The following is a 24,559-nucleotide window of genomic DNA, read 5'->3' on the forward strand; positions in this document are numbered from 1 at the left end:
CCTGACGTGCCAGAATCCAGACCCGGGAGGGTCACAATCGGGCATCGGCAGTCACACGCTTACCAGACAACAGACGTCTGACCTGCGAAATCCAGTCGCACCCACCGCGAGTGGCCCACCTCACGGTCACCCGCAAACGGGGTTAGAGGTCACCCTGCCAGACCACGGCGGTCGCCACGGCCGCCCGACCCTCGCCGCGCCCGGTGAAACCCATGTGGTCGGTCGTCGTCGCCGAGACGGACACCGGGGCGCCCACCAGATCGGAGAGCACCCGCTGCGCCTCCTCCCGACGCGGCCCCATCTTCGGGGTCTGGCCGACCAGCTGGACGGCGGCGTTGCCGATGACGAAGCCGTGCTCCTCCAGCAACGCCCGACACTCCCGCAGCAGCTGCGCCCCGCTCACCCCGTCATACTCGGCCCGGCCGACGCCGACGAAGGAGCCGAGGTCGCCGAGCCCGGAGGCGGACAGCAGCGCGTCGACGACGGCATGGGCGACCACGTCACCGTCGGAGTGCCCCTCGCAGCCGTCCTGGCCGTCGAAGAGGAGACCGGCGATCCAGCAGGGTTTACCCGCCTCGATCTGGTGGGCATCGGTGGCCACGCCTACGCGGGGAATGATCATGAGGGCACCTCGAAGATTGTCGGTTCGGCCTCGTCCGTGATGGTGCGGGCGAGCATCATGTCGATGGGGGTGGTGACCTTGAAGGCCATGGGATCACCCTGGACGGTGCGGACCTCCACGCCGGCCCACTCCATGAGGCTGGCGTCGTCGGTGGCGGTGAAACCGGGGTCCGTGTCGGCGAAGTACGCGACGTTCGCCTCCCGCAGCTGAGCCAGGGAGAATCCCTGCGGGGTCTGGACGGCCCGCAGGGCGGAGCGGTCCGGGGTGTCCAGGACCGTGTCCCCGTCGACCCGCTTGATGGTGTCCGCCACCGGCATCACTGGGATGACCGCCGGCGATCCGGCCAGTACGGCGCGGGCGACGCGGGCGATCATGCCGGGCGGGGTGAGCGCGCGGGCGGCGTCGTGGATGAGCACCACGGCGTCGTCATCCGGAATGGACTGCAGGCCGGCCCACACGCTGTCGGCGCGTTCGCCGCCGCCGTGGACGATGCGGACGGGCACCTCCGCGCAGAGAAGCTCCCCGAGCATCCGGCGGGCGACGTCCTCCATGTCCGGGCTGACCAGGACGATGATCTCGTCGACGACCGCGGAATGGATCATCGCGGTGACGGACCGTTCCACCAGGGACCGGCCCCGCAGCGGGACGAACGCCTTGGGCACGCTGGCGCCGAGGCGGGTTCCCTGCCCCGCCGCGGCCACCAGCGCGACGACCCTCACGGACTAGTTGTCGTCGTCGTCGAAGGTGAGGTCGTCGAGGTCGACGTCGATGTCGTCCTCGAGCGGCTGCTCCGGCGTGGTGTCCGGGTCCGCCTCGATGACGGCCTCGACCTTGACCATGAACTCGTCGGCCTTCTTCTCGTCGACGGTGTCGGCGAGCGCGAGCTCACCGACGAGCACCTGGCGGGCCTTGCCAAGCATGCGCTTCTCGCCGGCGGACAGGCCGCGGTCCTGGTCGCGGCGCCACAGGTCACGGACGACCTCGGCGACCTTGTTCACGTCACCGGAGGCCAGGCGCTCCTGGTTGGCCTTGTAGCGGCGGGACCAGTTGCCCGCCTCCTCCACGTCGGTCTCACGCAGGACACCGAAGACCTTCTGCAGGCCCTCCTCGCCGACGACGTCCCGGACGCCGACCAGCTCCACCTTCGTGGTGGGGACCCGCACGACCAGGTCGGACTGGTTGATGTTGAGGACCAGGTACTCCAGTTCCTCCCCGCCCATCATCCGAGTCTCAATGTCCGCGATCACGGCTGCGCCGTGGTGCGGGTAGACGACGACGTCCCCGACCTTGAAATCCATTCCCACTCCTTGCGGTGCTGTTGGTGCACACTCGACGGCACATACTACCACGCCCGCCACCTGCGCTTATCGCCACCCCGCCGCCCTCCCGCGCGCCCGGGGGTGGGGGTGTGTGCGGGCAGTTTTCCCAGGAACTGTGTGTGGGGCAGGGAAAGATACTAAGGTAGGACGCTGATACAGCTTTTTCTGTGACCCATTACTGATGGAGGACACCCTCGTGAAGTCCCTGAAGTCGGCCGGCATCATCTCCGCCGCCGCCCTGTCCGCGCTGGCACTGGCATCCTGCTCCGCAGGTCAGATCACCCAGACCTCCTCGCAGGTTGCCGCCGTCAACGGCGCGTCGGCCGACTCGGAGGACGGCACCGTCGCCGTCCGTGACGTCACCGTCGTGGTGGACGAGGAGGGCGACGCCGCCCTCAAGTTCACCGCCATCAACCAGGATCCCTCCATGACCGAGCACACGCTCGACTCCGTGGAGGTCGACGGCGCGGCCGTGGAGATGGACTCCGCCACCCTGGGCCGCGACTGCGTCCTCGTCGGTGACTCCGCCGAGGGCCTGGATTCCATGCCGCAGGCCGAGAACACCGGCTGCATCGAGTACACCGAGACCTCCCTGCCGAACGATGACTTCGCCATCGGCGGCAACCTGCCGGTCGTGTTCTCCTTCGACACTGGTGAGGTCGAGGTCACCGCCACCATCGCCGCCCCGCAGCAGACCCCGGGCACCTTCGTCCGCGATTCGGTCCCCGAGGCCCACTAGCCTTTGGCCCGCAAAGCGAGGACGCTGCACACCTGCTCGGAGTGCGGTTACTCCTCCCCCAAGTGGCTCGGCCGCTGCCCGGAATGCGGCTCCTGGGGCACCCTCGTCGAATCCGGCGCCACGCCGGCTTCCTCCTCATCGGCGAGGGTGCCTTCCTCCCTGACTCCCGCGGCTCCCGCGACACCCATCACGCGTATCGACGCCGCCGCGTCCACCTCCCTGCCCTCCGGCATCGGCGAGCTGGACCGTGTCCTCGGCTCCGGGGTCGTCCCCGGGTCCGTGGTCCTCATGGCCGGCGAGCCCGGCGTGGGCAAATCCACTCTCCTGCTCGAGGTGGCCAGCCGCTGGGCCTCCCTGGGCCGCACCGCCCTCTACGTCACCGCGGAGGAGTCCGTCGGCCAGGTCCGCGTCCGGGCCGAACGCACCGACGCCCTCAAGGAGACCCTCTACCTGGCGGCGGAATCGAACCTCGACGTGGTCTTCGGCCATGTGGAGCAGCTCAAGCCGTCACTGCTCATCGTCGACTCCGTCCAGACGATGCACGCCCCCGGGGTGGAGGGGGTCGCCGGTGGTGTCGCCCAGTCCCGGGCCGTCACCGCGGCGTTGACCACCCTGGCCAAGACCTCCGGCATCCCCGTGCTGCTGGTGGGGCACGTGACCAAGGACGGCAACGTCGCCGGCCCCCGGGTGCTGGAGCACCTGGTGGACGTGGTGCTCAACTTCGAGGGTGACCGGCAGTCGTCGCTGCGGATGCTGCGCGGCATCAAGAATCGTTTCGGCGCCACCGACGAGGTGGGCTGTTTCGAGCAGACCGCCGGCGGCATCCGGGAGGTGCCGGACCCCTCGGGACTGTTCCTCTCCCACCGGGGGCAGACCCCGGACGGCTCGGCCGTGACGGTGGCGATGGACGGGGTGCGCCCCATCCTCGCCGAGGTGCAGTCGCTGACGGTGGACCCGGTGGCCAAGAACCCGCGTCGGGTGGTCACCGGCCTGGACAACAACCGCGTGCCCATGGTCCTGGCGGTCCTGCAGGCGCGGGCGGGTGAGCGCACCAACGAGAAGGACGCCTACGTCGCCACCGTCGGCGGCATGCGGATCTCCGAGACCGCCACCGATCTGGCCGTCGCCCTGGCCACGTGGTCGAGCCTGCACGAGCAACCCCTGCCGCCGAAGACGGTGGTCGTCGGCGAGGTCGGCCTGGCCGGGGAGCTGCGTCGGGTGCCCAGCCTGGAGCGCCGGCTCGCGGAGGCGGCACGGCTGGGTTACGAGTACGCCATCGTCCCGGCGGGTGAGAAGGTCCGGGTGCCCGGGATGCGGGTCGCCCAGGCGGCGACGCTGCGGGAGGCGATCGGGCTGGCCCGGCCCAGCTAGACTTGATCGTCATGAGCGAAGGCAGCATCACCCCCGCCACCCTGTCGGAGGCCCTGCAGAATCTGGCCCCTGGAACGGCGTTGCGGGACGGGCTCGACCGGATCGTCAAGGGGCGCACCGGGGCACTCATCGTGCTGGGTGACGGCCCCGAGGTCACTGAACTGTGTGACGGCGGCATCGAGTTCGACGTCCCCTTCGCCCCCACCCGCCTGCGGGAGCTGTCGAAGATGGACGGTGCGGTCATCCTCTCCACCGACGGCACCCGCATCCGCCGGGCGAACGTGCAGCTGGTGCCGTCGCCGGCGTACGCGACGTCGGAAAGCGGCACCCGCCACCGCTCGGCGGAGCGCACGGCGCTGCAGACGGGGCGTCCGGTGGTGGCGGTGAGTCAGTCGATGAACGTGATCACCCTCTACGTGGACGGGGACCGGCACGTGCTCGATGATCCGGCGACGATCCTCAACCGGGCGAACCAGGCTATCGGCACGCTGGAGCGCTACCGGTCCCGCCTCGACCTGGCGAATCAGCGGCTGTTCGTCGCCGAGGTGAACAACTACGCCACCGTCTCCGATGTCGCGGCGGTGCTGCAGCGCGAACTGCTGGTCAAGCGGGTCGGCCTGGAACTGGATCAGAGCGTGCTGGAGCTGGGTACCGACGGCCGGCAGCTGGACCTCCAGCTCACCGAGCTGCGGGGTGACAATGACCGGGAGATCGACCTGCTCATCCGGGACTACCTCGCCGCGGACGGTACCCCCGGCACCGAGGAGGTGCGTGCCGTGTCGGAGGCGCTCGACGGCCTCGACGACGCCGATCTGCTCAAGCCCGCGAACGTCGCCCGGGCGCTCGGCCTGCCGGCCACGGAGGAGTCACTGACGCAGTGGATCGTGCCGCGCGGCTACCGGGTACTCAGCCGGGTGCCGCGGGTGCAGATGTTCCTGATGAACAAGATCATCTCGGGCGTCGGCGACCTCACCGCACTGCTGGCGGCCAGCGAGGAGGAACTCGCGGCGATCGACAACGTGGGCACCCTGTGGGCCCGTCACATCCATGAGGGCCTACGGCGGATGAACGGTTAACCCAGGTTGAAGGGGTGGGCGTCGGAGGGGTTGGAGCCGATGACCGCGTGGAGGAAGTACGGGCCCGCCTCGACCGGGGTGCGGTTGGAGCACTGGCCCGGCTGGGACTCCAGGCGGGACCACACGGCCTGGAAACTGCGCTCGTCGCCGGCCTCGAAGGTCTCGTCGCCGCCAAGCACGGAGGGGTAGCAGTCGGTGTCGGCCCACACGCGGTTGTTGCTCTCGAGGTTGTAGACCTCGAAACGAAGCTGCTCGTCGTCGAGGTTGATCTCGCAGTCCGCGTCGGTGGGGTTGGCCACCGTCATGTAGAACGTCGGCTGCACGTTCGGACCGTAGCTCGGCCGGTCGCTGGTGGCGGTGATCCGCAGATCCGCCAGCTCGCAGGTCTCCTTGCCTTCCGCTCCTTCCGCAGCGACGGTGGTCTCGGAGGGTTCCTCGCTCGCCTCCTCGCTTGTCGACGCCGCCGTGGTCTCCGTCGTGCTCTCCTCCGACGATGCGGTCGTCGCCGTCGTCTCCGTGGTGGTGGTCTCGCTGGCGACCGGCGCCTCCGGCTCATCCCCCCGATTGGCGAAGGCCACCATGCCCCACACCAGCAGGCCGATGACCACGAGAAGGACCACAACGGCGGCCACTCGACGGCGGACGTAGATCTCTTCGGGAAGGCGACGGTTGCTCACGTCCCCCACTCTAAAACCTCGGGCCGGTGACCTGCGTGACCCCGGGGCGCGTGTCTACTCCACGCCGTCGGCGGTGACCAGCTGGGTCTGCCCCGTGGACAGCAGATAGCGCAGGCCGACGATGCCGCAGCGGCCGTCGTCGATACGCGTCTGCAGCGCGGAGAGGCGGTGCTTGATCTGCTCGACGATCTCGATGACGTGCTGGCGTTCATAGGCCGGCAGAGTGTTCATGCCGCGGGCGCGGGCCTCGAGGATGGAGGGGGCGACCTTCTCGATGAGGATGCGCTCCAGACCATTGGGGATCTTCCCGCCGGTCAACGCCTCATTGGTGGCCGCGACCGCACCGCAGGACTCGTGCCCCATGACCACGACCAGCTCCACGCCGAGGCTCTTGATGGCGTACTCGATGGAGGCGAGGACCGCGGGGTCGAGGATCTCGCCGGCGGTGCGGACGACGAAGAGGTCCCCGAGGCCGACGTCGAAGATGAGCTCGACGGGTACCCGCGAGTCGGAACAGGACAACACGACGGCGCGGGGGTTCTGCCCGGCGCGCAGCTCCGCCCGGCGGATGACGTCCTGGTTGGGGCGTTCAAGCTGCGCTGAGACGAACCGTTCATTACCGGCCTTCAGCGCCTCCCACACGGCCTGCGGCTGGTTGGCGACATTCTTCATGGGCATGCCCATGATTGTAGACTGGCCCACCATGGTTCCCACGCTGCTCACCTGGTTCCACCTCCACGAACGCCCCCTGGCGTGGCGCGAACCCGGCACCAGCGCGTGGGGGATCCTGCTCAGCGAGGTCATGAGCCAGCAGACCCCGGTGTCGCGTGTCGAACCCGTGTGGCGGGAATGGATGGAACGCTGGCCGGATCCCGCCGCCTTCGCACAGGCCTCCCCGGCCGAGGTGCTCCGCGCCTGGGGCAAGCTCGGCTATCCGCGGCGTGCTCTGCGCCTGCTGGAGTGCGCGCAGGTCATTGTCTCGCGTCACGACGGCCGCGTCCCCGACGACGTCGACGACCTCCTCGCCCTGCCCGGTGTCGGCGACTACACCGCCCGCGCCGTCGCCTGCTTCGCCTACGGCCACAACGTTCCTGTGGTGGACACGAACGTCCGCCGGGTGGTGCGGCGCGCGGTGGAGGGGAGGTTCCTGGCGGGGACGGCGTCGAAAAGCGAGCTGCCGGCGGTGGCCGGGCTGCTGCCGGCGGAGGACGGACCACGGTTCTCGGCGGCGCTCATGGAGCTCGGTGCGCTGGTGTGCACGGCGACGTCCCCGCGGTGCGGGGAGTGCCCCCTGCGGAAAGAGTGCGCCTGGGTGGCCGCCGGCTCCCCGCCCCCGACAGCTGAGGAGCTGGCGAAGAAGAAGGTGCAGAAGTTCGCCGGCACCGACCGGCAGGTCCGCGGACTGATCATGGACGTGCTCCGGGGCGCGGAGGCGCCGGTGCCGCAGTCTGAGATCGACGTGGTGTGGCCCGACGACGTCCAGCGCTCCCGCGCCCTGTTCTCCCTGCTGGCGGACGGCCTGGCGGAGCAGGACGATGCGGGGCTGTTCCGGCTGCCCCGGTAGGTCAGGCCAGGCCGGCGTCGCGGATGAGCATGGCCGCGGAGACGCGGTTGTCCACGCCCAGTTTGGTGAAGATACGCGACATGTTCGCCTTCACCGTGGCCACCGCCATGTGCGACTGCCGGGCGATGTCCGCGTTGCTCGCCCCCGAGGCCAGGAGGACGGCGACCTCGCGTTCGCGCTCGGTGAGGGTGTCCACCAGCGCGCGGGCACGGTGGTCGCGGGCGGGAGTCGAGTGGACCGTGCCGATCAGCGTCTCCACCGCCCCGGCGGACAGGGCCGGGCGGCCCGCGTGGACGTCCCGGACCGCAGCCACCATCTCGCGGGGGTCGGCGTCCTTGAGCAGGAAGCCCGCGGCACCGAGCTGGAAGGCGCGGACCACGTAATCGTCGGTGTTGAAGGTGGTGAGCATGATCACTGGGGTGGCGTCGCCCGAGGCCTGCAGCTCCGTGAGCACCGCGAGGCCGTCCATGCAGGGCATGCGGATGTCGCAGAGCACGACGTCGGGGAGGTGCTCGCGCACCAGGTCGAGCCCGGCGCGGCCGTCGCCGGCGTCGGCCACCACCTCCACGTCCGCCGCGGTGGCCATGATCATGCGCACGGCGGCGCGGACCATGGGGTCGTCGTCGATGACGATCACCCGGATCTGCTCGCTCATCAGCCCACCTTCCAGGGAACGGTCACATCCACCGTGAATGTACCGTCCACCCGGCCGGCGCGGGCCGTGCCACCCAACAGGCGGGCACGTTCCTCGATGCCCACGAGGCCGTAACCGCCCTCCCCGGCCCCGGGGTCCGGTGCCGGGTTGCTCATCCGGAGGGCGACGCCCTCCCCGGAGACCCCGCCAGGCGGACGGTGACCTCCTGGCCCGGGGCGTGCCGCCGCGCGTTGGTCAGCCCCTCCTGGACCATCCGGTAGAGGTGGCGGCTGAGGCGTTCAGGAACGTCCTCGGGCGCCGGGTCGAGCTGCAGGTCGACGGCGGAACCGGCCGCTTCCGCCTCGGCGAGGAGATCGTCGAGGTTCGCCAGGGTGGGTTGCGGAGCCTCCGGGTCGTCCGTGCTGCGCAGGTCTGCGAGGACGACGCGGAGCTCGTCGAGGGCCCGGCGGGAATTGTCCCGGATGACCCCGGCCGCGTCGCGCACGTCGGCGGGCAGGTCCTCCCGGTAGGCCAACGCCCCGGACATCATGGCGACGAGGGAAACCCGGTGGGCCACCACGTCGTGCATCTCGCGGGCGATGCGGGCACGTTCCGCCATCCGGATCTGCGTGGCCCGGTACTCATCCGCCTCGGCGCGGGAGTCCCGGGAGTCGGCGACCGCATTGAGCAGCAGGCCGACGAACAGGGCGATGACGAGCATGGACACGGAGATACCCATCTCCACCGACGACGTGCTGGTCCACCCGCCGGCGGCCAGCTGCACCGCCTTCACCGCCGTGCCCGCCGCGACCAGGCCCACCGGGCCGGGCAGGCCGCGGCCGACGCCCGTGCGCCGGGCCAGGGAACCCACCATGCCGATGACACCGCCGATCGCCGCCGGGCTGACCGCCAGGCAGGCGAGCGTGATCACCGAGGCCACCACCGGTCGGGTGTGCCGCAGCGGCAGCACGGCCAGGGCGAGCAGCGCCGGGAGCAGCAGGAGCAGCCAGATACCGGGATCGGAGGGCGCCAGCGCCAAGGGCGTGAGGTAGTAGAGCGTGGCGGTGAGAACCGGGAGCCAGAACAACAGACGCAGCGAGGTTGCAGAGGTCATGGCAATGACGTTATCCACCGGTCCGGGCCGCCGGTAGCGACCTTCGGCTCGTATTCCGTGGCCGAAGGTCGCGGTCATCCGGCTACCCACGGCCGATGATCGCGGCGTCGCCAGGCAGTGGAATGAAGGCATGACCACATCACATCGTCCCCGTCACCGTCGCCGGCGCCTCGCGCTGATCATCCTCCTCACCGTTGTGGTGGTGTTCATCGCCGCCACCATCGTCTCCCTGGCGGTGGAGCACCCGCCCGCAGGGCGAACCGCAGGCCGTCGAGTTCGCCACCGCACAGCTGTCCGCCCCGCTTCTCGACGCCCGCGTCCTCGCCCTCGGCGAGGCCACCCACGGCAACGCCGACTACCAGAACCTGCGCCTGGAGTTGAGCCGGAAGGTGCTGCCGCACGGCACCCGCACCATCGTGATGGAGGAGGACTACGGAACGACCTCCCTGGTCAACGACTACATCCAGGGCGGGGAGGGCACCGCAGAAGAGGCCGCCCTCCGATTCGGCTTCCGCCTCAACCAGACCGCCGAGAACGCCCGCTGGCTCGAGTGGCTCCGCGACTACAACGCGGACCTGCCCGCGGGCGGGAGAGTGCAGCTGGTGGGGATGGACGTGCAACGGGTGCCGGCGTCGAGAAGCATCGCCCTCGACGGTCTGGCCCACCACGACCCGGCCGCCGCCGAACGCCTGGGGGCCGTCCTCAGCGGGCTGGAGGACGGTGAGGTCACCGACGCTCACGCCACCGCCACCCGGGAGCTTGTCGACGCCACCCGCACCCTCCCGGGCAGCCCGCATCCGCACAACGCCGCACTGGCGCTGCACCACCACGTCGAGCTGATGCGGACGGGTGACTATTCCACGGTCCGCGAGGAGGCGATGTTCGACATGCTCACCCGCCTCGTGGAGCAGTCGACGACGCCGGTCCTGCTGTTCGCCCACAACGGGCACGTGGCAAAGGCCGAGCAGGGGATGCTGACGCAACCGGTCGGTGCGATGGCCGCCGAGACCTGGGGAGACGACTATCAGGTGATCGGCACCGACTTCATCGACACGGAATTCCTCTCCGGCACCCCCGAGGAACGGCAGGCCTGGACACTGCACAACCGCACTCCCCTGGCGGGCGTGTTCGCGGGCACCGACGTCGGTTACCTGGACTTCGCGGACACCTCCGGGAAGAATCGGGAACTTGTCGACACACTCATCACCATGGGCAGCGCCGGCGAACGGTTCACCCGCCTGCAACAGCTCATACCGCTGTTCCACCTCGTCGCCGGTGTCCCCTCCGAGTGGTACGACGCGCTGATCATCGTCGACGACGCCACCCCGACGACGATGCTCGGGTGACCTACTTCCAGCGGCCCCGGAAGTTGAGGCCGCCGGGCAGGTTGACCCACAGGCCACCGCGGCTGTTGATGGTCAGCGGCCCGATCCTGGTCGACGCGGACGCACCCGAGCCGGAGATGTTGATCCAGCTGTTCTTGCCGACCTTCTTACGCTTGCGGTACGTGATGCCCATGACGTGCAAGTTTACACCGCAGCACTGCTACATTAATGGATCATGGCTCGGATGATGCGGACAATTCTGGCGGTGGGGGCGGCACCCGCAACTGCGGCACCCGCGGAAGCGTCATCAGTGGTCGACCCCTTCTACTCCCCTCCTGCGGCGGTCCCCGCCACCCCGGGGACGGTCATGCGCACGCAGCCGACCCAGCACCTGTTCAACGTCCTCGGCCCCGACTTCCCGGGGCACGCCACCCGGATGCTGTACACCACCCTCACCGAGGCGGATGACCCCGTGGCCGCATCCGGCACCGTCATCGAACCCACCCGCCCCTGGTCCGGAAAGGGCCCCACCCCGACGGTGGTCATCGCGCCCGGCACCCGGGGGCAGGCCGATTCCTGCGCCCCGTCGCAGGGCCCGTTGATGACGGGCAACGTCGACCTTCCGGAACAGACCGTCGCCTTCAACTACGACCTGATGTCGGTGTACTGGGCCACCACCGCGGGCATGCGGGTCATCGTCCCCGACTACATCGGGCTGGGAACCCCCGGCATCCACGCCTACGTCAACACCTGGGAATCCGCCCGGGCCGTCCTCGACGGTGCGCGGGCCGGGCTGGCCGTCGCCGGCGTCCCCGACGACTCCCCCGTCGGGTTCTACGGCTACTCCCAGGGCGGTGGTGCCGCGGCCGGCGCCGCCGAACTGCACGCCACCTACGCCCCGGAGCTCAACCTCCGCGGCACCTTCGCCGGCGCCCCACCCGCCGACCTCGAGGTGGTCATGCCCGCGGTGGACCGCAGCAGCATCGTCGGCGTCCTCGGCTACGCCGTCAACGGTTTCGCCGAGCGCGACCCCGAGTTCGCCCACGCCATCGACGAGGTGTTCAACGACCGGGGCCGGGCATTCCTCGCCGACGCCGCCGCCAGCTGCATCATCGACTCCGTGCTCACCCAGGCGTTCACCGACTCCCGGACCCTGACCACCACCGGCGAATCCTTCGCCGAGGTCAGCGAACGCGACCCGCGGATCTCCCGCGTGCTCGCCGCGCAGCGGCTGGGCCGGGCGCCGGTGACCGGGCCGATCATGATCAGCAACGGTGTCCACGACGACATCATCCCCGCCTCGCAGGCCACCCAACTCGGCCGCGATCTCTGCGGCCACGGTGGCACCGTGTCCTATCTGGCCAATCTCACCCCGCCGGTCATGCCCGGGTGGGGCATCAATCACGGGGCCCCGATGGTCGGGGATCTACCGACTTCGATGGGCTACATGGTCGACCGCTTCAACGGCGCCCCGGCCCCCGACACCTGCGGACGGTTCTGACGCGACGGCGCCCGCTCCCCCGTTAGTGGGGAAGCGGGCGCCGCCAACTCACGGTCAGCTCTGCGGCTGCGGCTGTGCGCCGCCGGCCGGGGCCGGGCCGTCGTCCGGACCCTCACCCGGGGTGCCCAGTTCGGTGGGCACGTCCGGGGTGAGGACCTCGGAGTCGTCTTCCGCGTTCTCCACGTCGCGGACCGCCTCAGCGGCCTCCGGGGAGATCTCGGAGAAGGTGCCCTCCGGCAGGGGCTTCGGGCGCGGGGTGAAGGTGAAGGTGGCACCGTCGGTGTCCTTCGACTCCCCGTCCCAGCCGTCGACGTCGACGGTGACGATCTCGCCGGCGCCGAGCTCACCGAAGAGGATCTTCTCGGACATGGCGTCCTCAACCTCACGCTGGATGGTGCGACGCAGCGGGCGGGCACCGAGGACCGGGTCGAAACCACGCTGGGCCAGGAGTGCCTTGGCCTTGTCCGTGATCTCGATGCCCATGTCCTTGGCGGCCAGGGCCTTCTCCACGCGGCCGATGAGCAGCTCGACCATCTGGACGATCTCGTCGCGGGTGAGCTGGTGGAAGACCACGATCTCGTCGATACGGTTGAGGAACTCGGGGCGGAAGTGCTTCTTCAGCTCGTCGTTGACCTTGTTCTTCATCCGCTCGTACTGGGCGTCGGAGTCGGACTCCGCGGACCCGGAGAAACCCATGCCCACGGCCTTGGAGATGTCCTGCGTGCCCAGGTTCGAGGTGAAGATGAGCACGGTGTTCTTGAAGTCGACGACGCGACCCTGGCCGTCGGTGAGGCGACCGTCCTCGAGGACCTGCAGGAGGGTGTTGTAGATCTCCTTGTGGGCCTTCTCGATCTCGTCGAAGAGCACGACGGAGAACGGCTTACGGCGCACCTTCTCCGTGAGCTGGCCGCCCTCCTCGTAGCCGACGTAACCCGGAGGTGCACCGAACAGACGTGACGCGGTGAAGCGGTCGTGGAACTCACCCATGTCGATCTGGATGAGGGCGTCGTCCTCGCCGAAGAGGAACTCGGCGAGCGCCTTCGACAGCTCGGTCTTACCCACACCGGACGGGCCGGCGAAGATGAAGGAACCGGACGGACGCTTCGGGTCCTTGAGGCCCGCACGGGTGCGGCGAATGGCCCGGGAGACGGCCTTGACGGCCTCGTTCTGGCCGATGATCCGCTTGTGCAGCTCATCTTCCATACGCAGCAGACGGGAGGACTCCTCCTCGGTGAGCTTGAACACGGGGATGCCGGTCCAGGCGCCGAGGACCTCGGCGATCTGCTCCTCGCCGACCTCGGCGATCTCCTCGAGGTCACCGGAGCGCCACTGCTTCTCCTTCTCGGCGCGTTCCTCACCGAGCTTGCGCTCCTTGTCGCGCAGGCCGGCGGCCTTCTCGAAGTCCTGGTCGTCGATCGCCGCCTCCTTCTCGCGGCGGACGTCGGCGATGCGCTCGTCGATCTCGCGCAGCCCCTCCGGAGCGGTCATGCGCTTGATGCGCATGCGGGCACCGGCCTCGTCGATGAGGTCGACGGCCTTGTCCGGCAGGAAGCGGTCGTTGATGTACCGGTCCGACAGGTTGGCGGCCGCGGTGAGGGCACCGTCGGTGATGGAGACTCGGTGGTGCGCCTCGTAGCGGTCGCGCAGACCCTTGAGGATCTCGATGGTCAGCTCGACGGACGGCTCCGGCACCTGCACCGGCTGGAAACGACGCTCGAGGGCGGCGTCCTTCTCGATGTGCTTGCGGTACTCGTCCAGCGTCGTGGCACCGATGGTCTGCAGCTCACCTCGGGCCAGCTTCGGCTTGAGCAGCGAGGCGGCGTCGATGGCACCTTCAGCGGCGCCGGCACCGACGAGGGTGTGGATCTCGTCGATGAACAGGATGATGTCGCCGCGCTGGTTGATCTCCTTGAGCACCTTCTTCAGGCGCTCCTCGAAGTCACCGCGGTAACGGGAGCCCGCGACCAGGGAGCCGAGGTCGAGGGAGTAGACCTGCTTGTCCTTGAGAGTCTCCGGGACCTTGCCGTTGACGATGTCGAGGGCCAGGCCCTCGACCACGGCGGTCTTACCCACGCCGGGCTCACCGATGAGCACCGGGTTGTTCTTGGTACGACGCGAGAGCACCTGCATGATGCGCTCGATCTCCTGGCCTCGGCCGACGACGGGGTCGAGCTTGCCGTCGCGGGCGGCCTGGGTGAGGTTGCGGCCGAACTGGTCGAGCACGAGCGAGTTGGAGCGCTCGCCCGGGCCACCCTGCCCCTGCGGGCCACCGCGGCCGGCGCCGGCACCGGCACCGACGGCGCCACCGGCGGCCTGATCCGGGGTGCCCTCCGGGTTGCTGCCCTGGCCGCCCTCGTAACCGGAGAGCAGCTGGATGACCTGCTGGCGCACGCGCGGCAGATCGGCGCCGAGCTTGACCAGCACCTGAGCCGCCACGCCCTCGCCCTCACGGATGAGGCCGAGGAGGAGGAACTCGGTTCCGATGTACTTGTGCCCCATCTGCAGGCCTTCACGCAGGGAGAGCTCGAGGACCTTCTTGGCGCGCGGAGTAAAGGGAATGTGGCCGGTGTGCGGCTGAGTGCCGTGGCCGATGATCTCCTCGACCTCGGAACGCACGGCGTCCAGGGAGATACCCATGGATTCCAGGGCCTTCGCGGCGACACCCTCACCTTCGTGGATGAGGCCGAGCAGGATGTGCTCGGTGCCGATGTAATTGTGGTTGAGCATGCGCGCTTCCTCCTGTGCGAGGACGATGACGCGACGTGCCCGGTCGGTGAACCGTTCGAACATGACTACCCCTAACCGTTTGTTCCTAACTTGTCACCCACTGTAACGCCCGCGTCCCCGAATCTATTTGCACTCGCCTTTCCGAAGTGCCAGAAAACGGTCATCTTTCCTGGTCAGAGCCATGTACGCCGGTAGCGAACAGCCCGCTGGAGCAGGCGCGCCTAGGCTCGGTGGGTAGTTGCCCACCCCGATCCTGAGGAGACCTCTGATGAGCAGCACCCCGATCACCGACCGCGACACCATCCAGACCTGGCTGGAGCACCCCACCGGAGGCCCCGCGCTCCGCGGCTTCCTGGAGCGGGCCGGGTCCGACGTCGACCAGCTCGCCCCCGCCTACGGCCTGCCGCTGGGCAAGCTCGTCGACCTCTCCGGCGGAAAGATGTCGCAGGAGGCGATCGACGCCATCGTGCGCGACGCCAACGGCGGCGAGATCCCGGCGGCCGCGGAGCAGTCGGCATCGTCCTCCGGTCACCGCTTCGAGGGCAGGACGATCATCGTCACCGGCGCCGCCAACGGCATCGGCCGGGCCACCGCCCGCCGGGCCGTGGCGGAGGGCGCGAAGGTCATCGCCACCGACATCTCCGGTGACGGCCTGGCCTCACTCGCCGAAGAGCTCGGATCCGGGCAGGTCATCACCGTCACCGCCGACCTTTCCGACGCCGCCGCCGTCGACGAGATCGTCGCCGCTGCGGACGGTCAGATCGACGGGCTGGCCAACGTGGCCGGCATCATGGACAACTTCGCCGCCATCCATGAGGTCACCGACGAGGTGTGGGCGCGGGTGTTCAACGTCAACGTCACCGGCCTCATGCGTCTGACGAGGGCGGTCAGCGCCCGGATGCTGGAGAACGGTGGCGGGTCGATCGTCAACGTCGCCTCCGAGGCGGCGCTGCGCGGCTCCGCTGCGGGCACGGCCTACACCGCGTCGAAGCACGCGGTGGTCGGCATCACCAAGTCCATGGCCGTGATGTACGCCCAGGCCGGTATCCGCACCAACGTCACCGTGCCTGGCGCGGTGGCCACCGGCATCGCGGTACCGAAGGACGTGGGCGAGTTCGGCAACGAGCGGATGACCTCCTACCGCCCCAACATCCCCGCCATGACCACGGCGGAGGAGCAGGCGGCGACCATCCTGTGGCTGCTCTCCGACGACGCCGCCGCGGTCAACGGTGCCGTCCTGGCCGTCGACGGCGGCTGGTCCGCCGTCTAGCAGGTCACGCGGCCTGACCGTCCTCCTGCTGGTTCTCCGCCACCTTGGTGACGAAGGGGCTGGCCAGCAGGACGAAGACGGCCATGATCCCGGCGACGACGAACGCGGTGTGCGCACCGTCGGCGGTGGCCTGCGCCAGTTCCGCGCCCCCGTCAAGGGAGGCCTGGGTGCCGAAGGACAGCGACGCGATGAGCACTGCGGTGCCGGTCGCGCCGGCCAGCTGCTGGAGGGTGTTGAGGATCGCCGAACCGTGACCGTAGAGCCGCGACGGCAGGGAGCCGAGTGCGGTGGTCATGAGCGGGGTCATCATCAGCGCCAGACCGAGGGAGAACACGAGGTGCATGATGATGACCTCGGTGATGGTGGAGTCGATGTCCAGGCGGGTCATCGCCCACACGCCGGCGGTGAGCAGCACTGCGCCGGGGATGAGGAGGGGGCGGGGACCGACGGCGTCGTAAAGCCGGCCGATGAACGGTGCCAGCAGGCCGGACGCGAGGCCGCCGGGCATGACCAGCAGGCCGGTGACCAGGGCGGAGACTCCGAGCGCGGTCTGCAGGTAGATGGGCAGGACCATGATCACGCCGAGCAGGGTACCCATGACCAGCAGCGCGACGACGACGGAGACGGTGTAGTTGCGGATGGTGAACGGGCGCAGATCCAGCAGCGGGGTCTCGAGCCGGAGCTGACGCCAGACGAACAGGGCCAGGGCGATGACACCGACGACGGCGACGATGACCGCCGTGCCCGGGTTGGTGCCCAGGGAGCTCAGCGCGTAGACGAGGCCACCGAACGCGAGGCCGGCGAGGACGACCGACAGCGGGTCGAAGGGCGCGCGGGTGGTCTCCCCGATGTTGCGGATGAAGAAGCCGCCCAGGACGAGGGCGACAGCGATGAGCGGGACGACCAGCCAGAACAGCCAGTGCCAGGTGAGACGGTTGAGGACGAAACCGGAGACCGTCGGGCCGAGCGCCGGGGCGACGGACATGACGATCGAGATGATGCCCATGATCGATCCGCGGCGATTCGCGGGCACGACGGTGAGCGCGACGGTCATGAGCAGCGGCATGATCAGCGCCGTGCCCACCGCCTGGACGATGCGGCCGGTGAGCAGCACCGCGAACGTCGGCGCGGCGGCGGCGACGACGGTACCCACGAGGAAGCTCGCCACCGCAGCGAGGAACACCTGCTTGGTGGAGAAGCGCTGCAGCACCCAGCCGGTGGTGGGGATGACCACGGCCATGGTGAGCATGAATCCGGTGGTCAGCCACTGAGCGGTGGTGGCGGGGATGTCGAAGTCCGCCATGATCGACGGCAGTGCCACCGACAGGATCGTCTCGTTGAGGAACATCACCAACGCCGACGCCACCAGGACGGTGAGGATGATCTTCACTTCGGCGGACAGGGTCCGGTCTGCCGGGCGGTCGGTGGACGCGGGGGAACTCACGGAAAGGGCCTCTCAGAACAATGTCGAATCACTATGTCGAAACAAAGAGGATCAGACTAGCCGGTGCGGCCCTGTCGCGCGAATCCGCCGTTCAGGTCCAGAGTTTCCACCATTTTCGTTCGGACTGTCGGGTGTGCGGCGGCTCGGGAATGTACTCCGCCTGCCGCACCATGGCCGCCGGCCGGGACTCCACGGGAGGGGACCCGGGATCCGGTTCCGGCGGTGGGTCGGGTTCCGGTTGCGGTTCCGGAGGCGGCTCCGCCGGTGGCGGCTCAGGGGGCGGTTGTTCGGCGGTGTTCCCGGCGCCGGGCCCCGTTCAAGCGAGCTGGTGCTTGCGCACGTTGGCCTTGACCGCCGCGCGCAGGAGGGCAAGGTTGCAGTGCTCGGAGGACACCGCCACGTAGACGAAGATGTTGTTGTCCAGCATGCGGATGAGGTGGAGCTGGTTCTGGAGGGTGAGCAGCATGTCCTCGAGGCCGCCCTCGAGGCCGAGGGCGTTCATGGTCTTGAACTTCGCCTTGACCATCTCGCCGTTGTAGGCGGCGGCGATGTCCAGGTCGAAGTCGTGGGAGCGGCTGATGGAGGCCAGCGACATGCCCGTGTCGAGGTCGACGACGGAGGCGCCAATGAAGCCGTTGAGATCCTCGGCGATGTTGTTGAGAAAGTTGTTGAGCTGCTCCTGTTGAGACATGTCGTATATATCCTTCGTTATATGTGTGTTTCCTGAGGCATGGCCTGGGAAAATTACCTATCTATCAGGCATTACCCATTGAGAACGAGACTAGACAAACCGGGAAAACTTTTCAATACTTGAGCGTGTCGTCTCCGTCCCCGGAAAAGTAAGCGTGATATGAAACTGCCCCCTGTTCGACGTCGCCGCCACGGCAAGCTCGAGGAACTCACGGTCCCCGACCTGGACCCGTACCTCACCGTGCCCGATGACGCCCTCGTCGGCTCCGCCACGGATGCGGAGGTCATCTTCATCGGCCCGGTCGGCGTGGGCAAGACCACCGCCGTCGAGACCCTCTCCTCGGTCGTCCCCGTGAACACCGAGGTTGTCGCCGCCGCCCCCGACGAGTTCACCTCACCGTGGAAGAAGACCACCACCGTGGGCATCGACTACGGGATGTGGGAACACCCGGACGGCTCGGTCGTGGGCCTGTTCGGCACCGCGGGGCAGGAGCGCTTCGACGATTCCCGCGCCCCGCTCAACAACCCCGACGCCGGCGTCGTGCTGTGGTTCTACGGCCAGCCCGACCTGCTGGAGGAACAGCTAGACGACTGGCTGGGACCGGCCGGTGGCCGGGACCAGGCACACCGCATGTGCATCGCCCTCAACTTCGTCGAGGAGGGCGCGGTCGAGGAGATGGACCGCATCCTGGCCGCGCGTGACCTGTCCGCCATTCCCGTCATCGTGGCCAACCCCCGGGAACACGACGACGTCGCCCGGGTCGTCTCGCAGGCGATCGGATTTCTCAAGGAGCTGCACTCATGACCACCGCTGAACTTCTCAACGCCCGCCACCGCCGGGTCCGTGGCCGCAACTTCGGCACCAACGACATCGCCGCGGCGGCGCTGCCCTACATGTCCCGGATGCGCCACCAGGTACCTGGCATCCACTCCATCGTGCTGGGCACCGGTGACGGCATCCACGTGTGCTCCATCGGCCTGAGCGACAACGTCGACGCCGCCCGCCTCGCCGCCCTGAACTCCTCCATGCTGGGGATCTCCGGGGCACAGGCCGGGGTCATCGACCCGATCGACCCGGACAACCAGGACACCGTCGTCGCCGTCGCCCTGCCCAATGACCAGTACATCGGCATGGCCAAGATCGAACACAGCCCCGTCGGCCACCTCGTGCTCTGCCTGTTCGCCCGGGACACCCAGCTGGGCATGGTCGTCCACCAGGCGCGGCAGGCCGCCGCGGCGCTCGCGGAGTGGCTCGAGGAGGAGTAACCCCCGATCAGTGCGGCGCCTGCGAGCTGACGACCTTCGTCGCCGGCAGCGGGCCGACGAACGGGGCGGCGATGACGGCGATGAGGGCGAGAATGCCGCCGGCCAGGAAGGCCTCGGAGGTGCCGGCCGCCTGGGCGTCGACCAGCGGGGCGTCCGCCCGGGCTGCCCCGACCGACATCGCGGCGATGAGCACCGCGGTACCCATGGCACCGCCGAGCTGCTGCAGGGTGTTCATGATCGCGGAACCGTGACCGTAGAGGTCCATCGGCAGGGAGGCCAGGGAGACCGTCATGAGCGGGGTCATCACCAGGGCCATGCCGACACCGAAGGTGACGTTCGCGGCGACGACCACCCACACCGAGGTGGACGAGGTGTAGGCGAAGTACTGCCACCAGCAGGCGAGGAACATGAGGATCGCGCCGGGCACGGCCAGCGGGCGGGGGCCGACGGTGTCGTAGATCCGGCCGATGAACGGCGAGACGATGCCCTGGATGAGGCCGCCCGGCAGCAGGAGCAGGCCCGTGGCCAGGGCAGAGACACCCAGTGAGGTCTGCAGGTAGATCGGCAGGACCATGACGGTACCGAGCATCATGCCCATCGCCATGACCACCACGATGACGGCGACGGCGAAGGTGCGGACGGCGAAGGGACGCAGATCCAGCAGCGCGCGTCCACGACGGCCCAGCAGGAGCTGGCGGTGGATGAACAGCGCGAGGAACACCACGCCGACGAGCAGCGCGATGACCGGTGCGGAGGAACCGCCGTCAATGAGGGAGCCGATGGTGGACAGCCCGTAGACGATGCCGCCGAACGCGAGCGCGGAGAGGACCACGGAGACGACGTCGAAGGGGGTGTTCCGCGGTTCGGAGCCGTTGCCGAGCAGGAACCAGCCGCCAACGAGACAGAGCGCGGCGATGGGCACCATCACCCAGAAGAGCATGTGCCAGGACCATGCGTTGAGGATGAAGCCGGACAGTGTGGGACCGATCGCCGGGGCGGCGGAGATGACGATGGAGTTGACGCCCATCATCATGCCGCGCTTCTCCCGGGCGACGACGGTGAGCGTGACCGTCATGAGCAGCGGCATGATGAGCGCGGTGCCGCACGCCTGGATGACGCGGGCGGCCAGCAGCACCCCGAAGGCCGGGGAGAGGGCACCGAACACCGTGCCCAGCAGGAACAGGACGATGGCGGTGAGGAAGATCAGTCGGGTGGTGAACCGCTGCAGCAGGAAACCGGTCGTCGGGATGACCACCGCCGTGGTGAGCATGAAACCAGTGGTCAGCCACTGGGCAGTGGCGGCGGGAACCCGGAAGTCCGCCATGATCGACGGCAGGGCGACCGACAGGATCGTCTCGTTGAGGATCATCACCATCGCCGAGACGACGAGAACGGTGAGCACCCACCCCGTCCTCGGTGCGGGGTGGGTGGTGTCGGCCGGTGTGGCGGTGTGCACTGCGGTCCTGCACGGTCCTGATTTATGTGCGCTGAACGGGGAAGATCACACCATAGGTTGGTGGCCCGTCGCCGCATAAGCCGACACTACCCCGTTGATACCCCGGTTGTGGCCGGAGCCACTGCTTCTCGACGCCGCCGCCGTGCGGCGCGGGCGGATTCGGCGGCGTCGGCAAGCCTGTCCACCCCCTTGTGCCGCACATACTCCACCGGACCCCGCCGGAAGTGGTGCAACCAGATCGCGGAGAGTGCGATGAGGAAGGCGCTGATGCCCAGGTAGATGCCGAGTGTGATCACCGTGTTCCAGGCGTCGGGGATCTTCGCCGCGACACCGAGGCCCCAGTCATAGAAGATGATCGAGGCGATGAGGTTCTGCAGGATGTAGCAGGTCAGGGCCATCCGGCCGACCAGGGAGAGGCCGTGACCGACGATGCCGACCCGGTCGCGGTGGGCGTAGAAGGCGGCGACGGCGGCGAGGAGACCGAAGGCGACGATCGTGGAGGTGCCGTAGCGGGTGATGAAGCCGCCGCCGTTGTCGGACAACCGCAGCGCCCAGTCCAGCGGGAACCCGACGCCGAAGCCGACGGCCATGACGATCCTGCGCAGACGCCTGCCCTCCGGCAGGAACAGTCCCGCCCGGTAGAGGTGCGCGCCGACGAGGAAGAGGCTGAGCCCCATGACGAACATGATGGGAATCTCGCCGCGCCCGCCGATGAAGGTCTGCAGGCGTTCGCCGACCATGCCCCAGTAGGACTCCGTCCCCGTGGCCCCGAGTGCGGCGTCGAGTCGGTTGGCGTCGGCCGGGACCGGCTGGTCGGCCGGGAGATCGGACTCCCCGACAAATCGTGGCAGGGCGGTGAAGACGCCGATCATGAGCAGGTGGGCGCCGAGCCCGATGACCATCCAGATCTTCTGCGTCTTCGGGCTCGTGGCCATGACCGCGGCGACGACCAGGCCGGTGAGGCCGTAACCCATGAGGACGTCGAACTCGAAGATGAAGATGTAGTTGAGCAGGCCGTCGAGAATGAGCACCAGTGCGCGCCAGGGGTAGCGCCCGGGCCACGGTTCACCCCGGCGGATCGCCGACTGGCGCTGGATCTCCAGGCCGATGCCGAACATGATGGTCAGCAGGCCGATGAACTCGCCGTCGGTGAAGAGGTTGAGGCCGACGTCCGCGACGCGGTTGAACACGGCGAGTGCCCCCTGCGCCCGGTCGCCGTCGTCGTCCCAGGCCGACTGGGAGAAGATCCAGATGTTGGTCAGCAGGGTGCCCAGGATGGCGATTCCCCGGAGGACGTCGAGGGCGATGATGCGTCGCCGGGCGGTGTTCGTGGTCATGGGTGAAACCTACGATGGGCGCCTGGGAAGTCCCCGACACCCGACTGCCGATTCCTGAAAGCTGACTGAACGCCAGGGCCCGTTGTCGCCCCTTTGCGCTGCACAGACGGGGCAGAAAGGTGCCCCTATTACCCGACTTTTATCAAAATGGTGTGACGCGGAACATATTGACGCGTAGGCCAGTAGATTCGCGTGCTCCGGGAAGAAATTGCCGCACTAAGGGGGTGGGGTTCGGGGTGGGCGGTTAGATTGATTTTCATGAGCCCGTACATCCGCACTGTGCGCACCGCCTCCGGGGCGACTGCCGTGCAGGTCGTCTACTCGGAAAAGCGTGGCTCTAAGAGCATGAAGCACCTCGGCTCGGCGCACACCGACGAAGATCTTGCCCTGTTGAAGACCCAGGCCCGACGCCTGGTCGACGGCGACCAGATGAGCCTGGCTCTTGGTGTGGACACCACACCTTCCGGCAGCGGGTCGGTGGATGCGCCGGTCCCGATCACCTCGGAACGCGCTGGTCACCTCCTCGACGTCATCCACCATGCCTACACCGAACTGGGTTTGGATACAGCCACCGGCGGTGACCAGGTGTTCCGGGATCTGCTCATCGCCCGGATCGTGCAGCCAGGCTCAGTATTCGACAGCATCGAAACCCTCGCGGAACTCGGCGTGGCCTCCGCCAGCTATCCCACCATCAACCGGCGGCTACCGGCCTACGCGACCGGTGGCTTCAGGGATGCTCTCACCCGGGCCTGCGCCACGCATGCCGGTATCGGCCCCGGAGTCCTGGTTCTTTTTGATGTCACCACCTTGTATTTCGAAACCGACGAAGGTGATGACTTCCGCAAACCAGGCTTTTCCAAGGAACGCCGACTCGAACCGCAGATCACCGTCGGCCTGCTCTCCGATGCCCACGGCTTCCCGCTGGCCGTGGGTGCGTTTGAAGGGAACATGGCCGAAACCCGCACGATGCTGCCCATGATCAGAAACTTCCAGGATGCCTACGGCGTGGAGGATGTCACCGTCGTCGCGGACGCTGGGATGTTCTCTGCCGGTAACAAGGCCGCGATCATCGAGGCCGGCCTGCACTACATCCTCGGTGTGAAATTCAAAGACATCCCCTACCCGGTGGCGCAGTGGCGTAAACACCATCCCGGCCAGGACTACGAGGACAAACAGATCTGGACCTACGCCGACCGGACAGGGCGTGGCCCCGACGGCGTGCCGCACTCGGTTACCTACTACCAGTACTCCTGGGACAGGGCACGCCGCACGCTCAAGGGTATTGATGAGCAGGTCGCCAAAGCGGAGAAGGCCGTGGCCGGCAAGCTGCCAGTCAAGCGCAACCGGTTCGTGGATCTCAAGGCACCGAACAAACAGGTCAACTGGACGTTGGTGGACAAGAACAAAGCCCTGGCAGGGATCAAGGGGTACGAGACCTCCCGGGTGGACCTGCCCGCGGAACAGGTCATCCACGCCTACCGGCAGCTGCTCAAGATCGAGAAGGCTTTCCGGATGTCGAAGTCCGATCTCAAGGCCCGGCCGATCTACCACCACAAACGAGAATCCATCGAGGCACACCTGAGCGTGGTGATGGCCGCGATGGCTGTGGGCCATCTGCTGGAGGAACGCTCGGGGTTGTCGTTGAAGCGGCTGGTGCGGACGTTGAGGAAGTACCGGACCTTCCAGGTGCAGGTCGCGGGGCAGACGATCCACGCGGCGTCACCGGTGCCCACAGACATTGCCGAACTGATCGCCGGGATCCAGGGCGACTGACTTCCGCACTAATTTGATAAAAGTCGGGTCGGTCAGGGAATGAAACGGGCCTGTCGTGGTCATCGGGCAACCTCTCGGTGGGGAAAGTGTTGCAACGACTACTTGAATTCACGCGGAATGCCGGAGTCGAATTCGATGACCTCGTCGCAGACGTGGCGCATCAGGTCCCGGTCGTGGGAGACGACGAGCATGCCGAGGTTGCACTCGCGCACCGCAGCGACCAGCTTGGCCCAGATGTCGGCCTGCAGCAGGCCGTCCATCATCGTCGTGATTTCATCGGCCACCAGGTAGCGGGTCCGCGGGTCCAGGGCCCGGGCGATGCTGATGCGCTGCAGCTGCCCGCCGGAGACCTCGAGTGCCCGGCGCGTGAGCCACTCCGGTTGGATGCCGAGATGGTCCAGGGTGTCGCGGTCGATGTTCTCCACCACCCGGGACAGGCGCCACCGGGGGTCGACGGCGCGTTCCGGGTGCTGCTGGATCAGCTGCGCCGGGTGGAAGGTGCCGTGGGCGACCGGCGCGCCGTCGACGAGCACCCGCCCGCCGGTCGGGGTTAGGTACCCGGTGAGCAGGCGGGCCAGGGTGGACTTGCCGGTGCCGCTGTAGCCGTGCAGGCCGAGGATCTCGGCCCTCGGCGAGCGTGATCGAGTAGTCGCG

General features: G+C 68.3%; 25 protein-coding genes. 10 read left to right on the forward strand and 15 right to left on the reverse strand.

The annotated features are described in order from the left end of the window. Positions 1-142 precede the first annotated feature (142 nt). From ispF to QP029_RS01980, 3 genes are read right to left on the reverse strand one after another with little or no spacing between them, the layout of a single operon-like run. Complete coding sequence (gene ispF / locus QP029_RS01970) at positions 143-622, reverse strand: 2-C-methyl-D-erythritol 2,4-cyclodiphosphate synthase (protein ID WP_284875210.1); 480 nt, start codon at positions 620-622, stop codon at positions 143-145. Continuing rightward, the gene (gene ispD, locus QP029_RS01975; RefSeq protein ID WP_284875211.1) at positions 619-1,341 is read right to left on the reverse strand and encodes a 2-C-methyl-D-erythritol 4-phosphate cytidylyltransferase; all 723 of its coding nucleotides are present in this window, start codon (positions 1,339-1,341) and stop codon (positions 619-621) included. Before ispD ends, ispF begins: the two co-directional genes overlap by 4 nt. A 3-nt stretch (positions 1,342-1,344) precedes the next feature. Then, a complete protein-coding gene (locus QP029_RS01980; protein ID WP_284875212.1) occupies positions 1,345-1,920 on the reverse strand; it encodes a CarD family transcriptional regulator in 576 nt (191 codons plus the stop codon). A 202-nt stretch (positions 1,921-2,122) separates the two neighbouring features. Between QP029_RS01980 and QP029_RS01985 the strand changes: the two genes are divergently transcribed. The 3 genes from QP029_RS01985 to disA are packed head-to-tail and all read left to right on the forward strand — an operon-like array spanning position 2,123 to position 5,127. After that, entirely contained in the window at positions 2,123-2,680 is a 558-nt protein-coding gene (locus QP029_RS01985; protein WP_284875213.1) for a hypothetical protein, read from the forward strand. 3 nt (positions 2,681-2,683) lie between these two features. Then, on the forward strand, positions 2,684-4,051 hold the full coding sequence (gene radA / locus QP029_RS01990; protein WP_284875214.1) for a DNA repair protein RadA: 1,368 nt from the start codon (positions 2,684-2,686) through the stop codon (positions 4,049-4,051). Positions 4,052-4,062: 11 nt separating this feature from the next. After that, on the forward strand, positions 4,063-5,127 hold the full coding sequence (gene disA / locus QP029_RS01995) for a DNA integrity scanning diadenylate cyclase DisA (protein ID WP_284875215.1): 1,065 nt from the start codon (positions 4,063-4,065) through the stop codon (positions 5,125-5,127). Here the strand turns inward: disA and QP029_RS02000 are convergent. Both QP029_RS02000 and QP029_RS02005 read right to left on the reverse strand, forming a co-directional pair. Beyond that, entirely contained in the window at positions 5,124-5,813 is a 690-nt protein-coding gene (locus QP029_RS02000; protein ID WP_284875216.1) for a hypothetical protein, read from the reverse strand. The two genes, disA and QP029_RS02000, sit on opposite strands and share 4 nt — an antisense overlap. 45 nt (positions 5,814-5,858) lie before the next feature. After that, complete coding sequence (locus QP029_RS02005; protein ID WP_284875217.1) at positions 5,859-6,482, reverse strand: carbonic anhydrase; 624 nt, start codon at positions 6,480-6,482, stop codon at positions 5,859-5,861. Between QP029_RS02005 and QP029_RS02010 the strand changes: the two genes are divergently transcribed. Then, positions 6,481-7,368 (forward strand): HhH-GPD family protein, encoded by an 888-nt coding sequence (locus QP029_RS02010; RefSeq protein WP_432418693.1) that lies wholly within the window; start codon positions 6,481-6,483, stop codon positions 7,366-7,368. The two genes, QP029_RS02005 and QP029_RS02010, sit on opposite strands and share 2 nt — an antisense overlap. Before the next feature lies 1 nt (position 7,369). On the opposite strand, the gene QP029_RS02015 is transcribed toward QP029_RS02010, so the two are convergent. From QP029_RS02015 to QP029_RS02025, 3 genes are read right to left on the reverse strand one after another with little or no spacing between them, the layout of a single operon-like run. Continuing rightward, positions 7,370-8,023 (reverse strand): response regulator, encoded by a 654-nt coding sequence (locus tag QP029_RS02015; RefSeq protein ID WP_284875219.1) that lies wholly within the window; start codon positions 8,021-8,023, stop codon positions 7,370-7,372. After that, the gene (locus tag QP029_RS02020; protein ID WP_284875220.1) at positions 8,023-8,178 is read right to left on the reverse strand and encodes an ATP-binding protein; all 156 of its coding nucleotides are present in this window, start codon (positions 8,176-8,178) and stop codon (positions 8,023-8,025) included. The genes QP029_RS02015 and QP029_RS02020 overlap by 1 nt, the downstream gene beginning before the upstream one ends. Beyond that, on the reverse strand, positions 8,175-9,116 hold the full coding sequence (locus tag QP029_RS02025) for a sensor histidine kinase (protein ID WP_284875221.1): 942 nt from the start codon (positions 9,114-9,116) through the stop codon (positions 8,175-8,177). Before QP029_RS02025 ends, QP029_RS02020 begins: the two co-directional genes overlap by 4 nt. A gap of 194 nt (positions 9,117-9,310) precedes the next feature. Between QP029_RS02025 and QP029_RS02030 the strand changes: the two genes are divergently transcribed. Continuing rightward, on the forward strand, positions 9,311-10,462 hold the full coding sequence (locus tag QP029_RS02030) for an erythromycin esterase family protein (protein ID WP_284875222.1): 1,152 nt from the start codon (positions 9,311-9,313) through the stop codon (positions 10,460-10,462). A 1-nt stretch (position 10,463) separates the two neighbouring features. Here the strand turns inward: QP029_RS02030 and QP029_RS02035 are convergent, their stop codons facing one another. After that, positions 10,464-10,634, reverse strand: coding sequence for a DUF4236 domain-containing protein (locus tag QP029_RS02035; protein WP_284875223.1), 171 nt, complete (start codon positions 10,632-10,634; stop codon positions 10,464-10,466). A gap of 51 nt (positions 10,635-10,685) precedes the next feature. Between QP029_RS02035 and QP029_RS02040 the strand changes: the two genes are divergently transcribed. Beyond that, positions 10,686-11,942, forward strand: a complete 1,257-nt coding sequence (locus QP029_RS02040) for a lipase family protein (protein ID WP_284875224.1) — start codon at positions 10,686-10,688, stop codon at positions 11,940-11,942. A 54-nt stretch (positions 11,943-11,996) separates the two neighbouring features. On the opposite strand, the gene QP029_RS02045 is transcribed toward QP029_RS02040, so the two are convergent. Further along, positions 11,997-14,732: an ATP-dependent Clp protease ATP-binding subunit gene (locus QP029_RS02045; protein ID WP_284875225.1), complete on the reverse strand. Its 2,736-nt coding sequence runs from the start codon at positions 14,730-14,732 to the stop codon at positions 11,997-11,999. A 205-nt stretch (positions 14,733-14,937) separates the two neighbouring features. Here QP029_RS02045 and QP029_RS02050 point away from each other — a divergent pair, with 205 nt between their 5' ends. Then, positions 14,938-15,939, forward strand: coding sequence for an SDR family NAD(P)-dependent oxidoreductase (locus tag QP029_RS02050; protein ID WP_284875226.1), 1,002 nt, complete (start codon positions 14,938-14,940; stop codon positions 15,937-15,939). A gap of 4 nt (positions 15,940-15,943) precedes the next feature. Here the strand turns inward: QP029_RS02050 and QP029_RS02055 are convergent, their stop codons facing one another. Together QP029_RS02055 and QP029_RS02060 are read right to left on the reverse strand one after the other, a co-directional pair. After that, positions 15,944-17,383: an MDR family MFS transporter gene (locus tag QP029_RS02055; protein ID WP_432418694.1), complete on the reverse strand. Its 1,440-nt coding sequence runs from the start codon at positions 17,381-17,383 to the stop codon at positions 15,944-15,946. A gap of 316 nt (positions 17,384-17,699) precedes the next feature. Next, the gene (locus QP029_RS02060) at positions 17,700-18,074 is read right to left on the reverse strand and encodes a roadblock/LC7 domain-containing protein (protein WP_284875227.1); all 375 of its coding nucleotides are present in this window, start codon (positions 18,072-18,074) and stop codon (positions 17,700-17,702) included. Positions 18,075-18,233: 159 nt separating this feature from the next. On the opposite strand from QP029_RS02060, the gene QP029_RS02065 reads away from it, so the two are divergent. Both QP029_RS02065 and QP029_RS02070 read left to right on the forward strand, forming a co-directional pair. Beyond that, entirely contained in the window at positions 18,234-18,878 is a 645-nt protein-coding gene (locus QP029_RS02065) for a hypothetical protein (protein WP_284875228.1), read from the forward strand. Beyond that, on the forward strand, positions 18,875-19,339 hold the full coding sequence (locus QP029_RS02070) for a roadblock/LC7 domain-containing protein (protein ID WP_284875229.1): 465 nt from the start codon (positions 18,875-18,877) through the stop codon (positions 19,337-19,339). The genes QP029_RS02065 and QP029_RS02070 overlap by 4 nt, the downstream gene beginning before the upstream one ends. Before the next feature lie 7 nt (positions 19,340-19,346). Here QP029_RS02070 and QP029_RS02075 read toward each other — a convergent pair whose 3' ends face one another. Together QP029_RS02075 and QP029_RS02080 are read right to left on the reverse strand one after the other, a co-directional pair. Then, the gene (locus tag QP029_RS02075) at positions 19,347-20,714 is read right to left on the reverse strand and encodes an MDR family MFS transporter (RefSeq protein WP_284876128.1); all 1,368 of its coding nucleotides are present in this window, start codon (positions 20,712-20,714) and stop codon (positions 19,347-19,349) included. 167 nt (positions 20,715-20,881) lie between these two features. After that, a complete protein-coding gene (locus QP029_RS02080) occupies positions 20,882-22,132 on the reverse strand; it encodes a DUF418 domain-containing protein (protein ID WP_284875230.1) in 1,251 nt (416 codons plus the stop codon). A gap of 258 nt (positions 22,133-22,390) precedes the next feature. Here QP029_RS02080 and QP029_RS02085 point away from each other — a divergent pair, with 258 nt between their 5' ends. Then, entirely contained in the window at positions 22,391-23,905 is a 1,515-nt protein-coding gene (locus QP029_RS02085; RefSeq protein ID WP_432418695.1) for an IS1634 family transposase, read from the forward strand. Positions 23,906-24,003: 98 nt separating this feature from the next. Here QP029_RS02085 and QP029_RS02090 read toward each other — a convergent pair whose 3' ends face one another. Next, a complete protein-coding gene (locus tag QP029_RS02090; protein ID WP_349293722.1) occupies positions 24,004-24,525 on the reverse strand; it encodes an ATP-binding cassette domain-containing protein in 522 nt (173 codons plus the stop codon). Positions 24,526-24,559: the final 34 nt, after the last annotated feature.

This window comes from Corynebacterium suedekumii, from assembly GCF_030252185.1.
Lineage (GTDB): Bacteria > Actinomycetota > Actinomycetes > Mycobacteriales > Mycobacteriaceae > Corynebacterium > Corynebacterium suedekumii.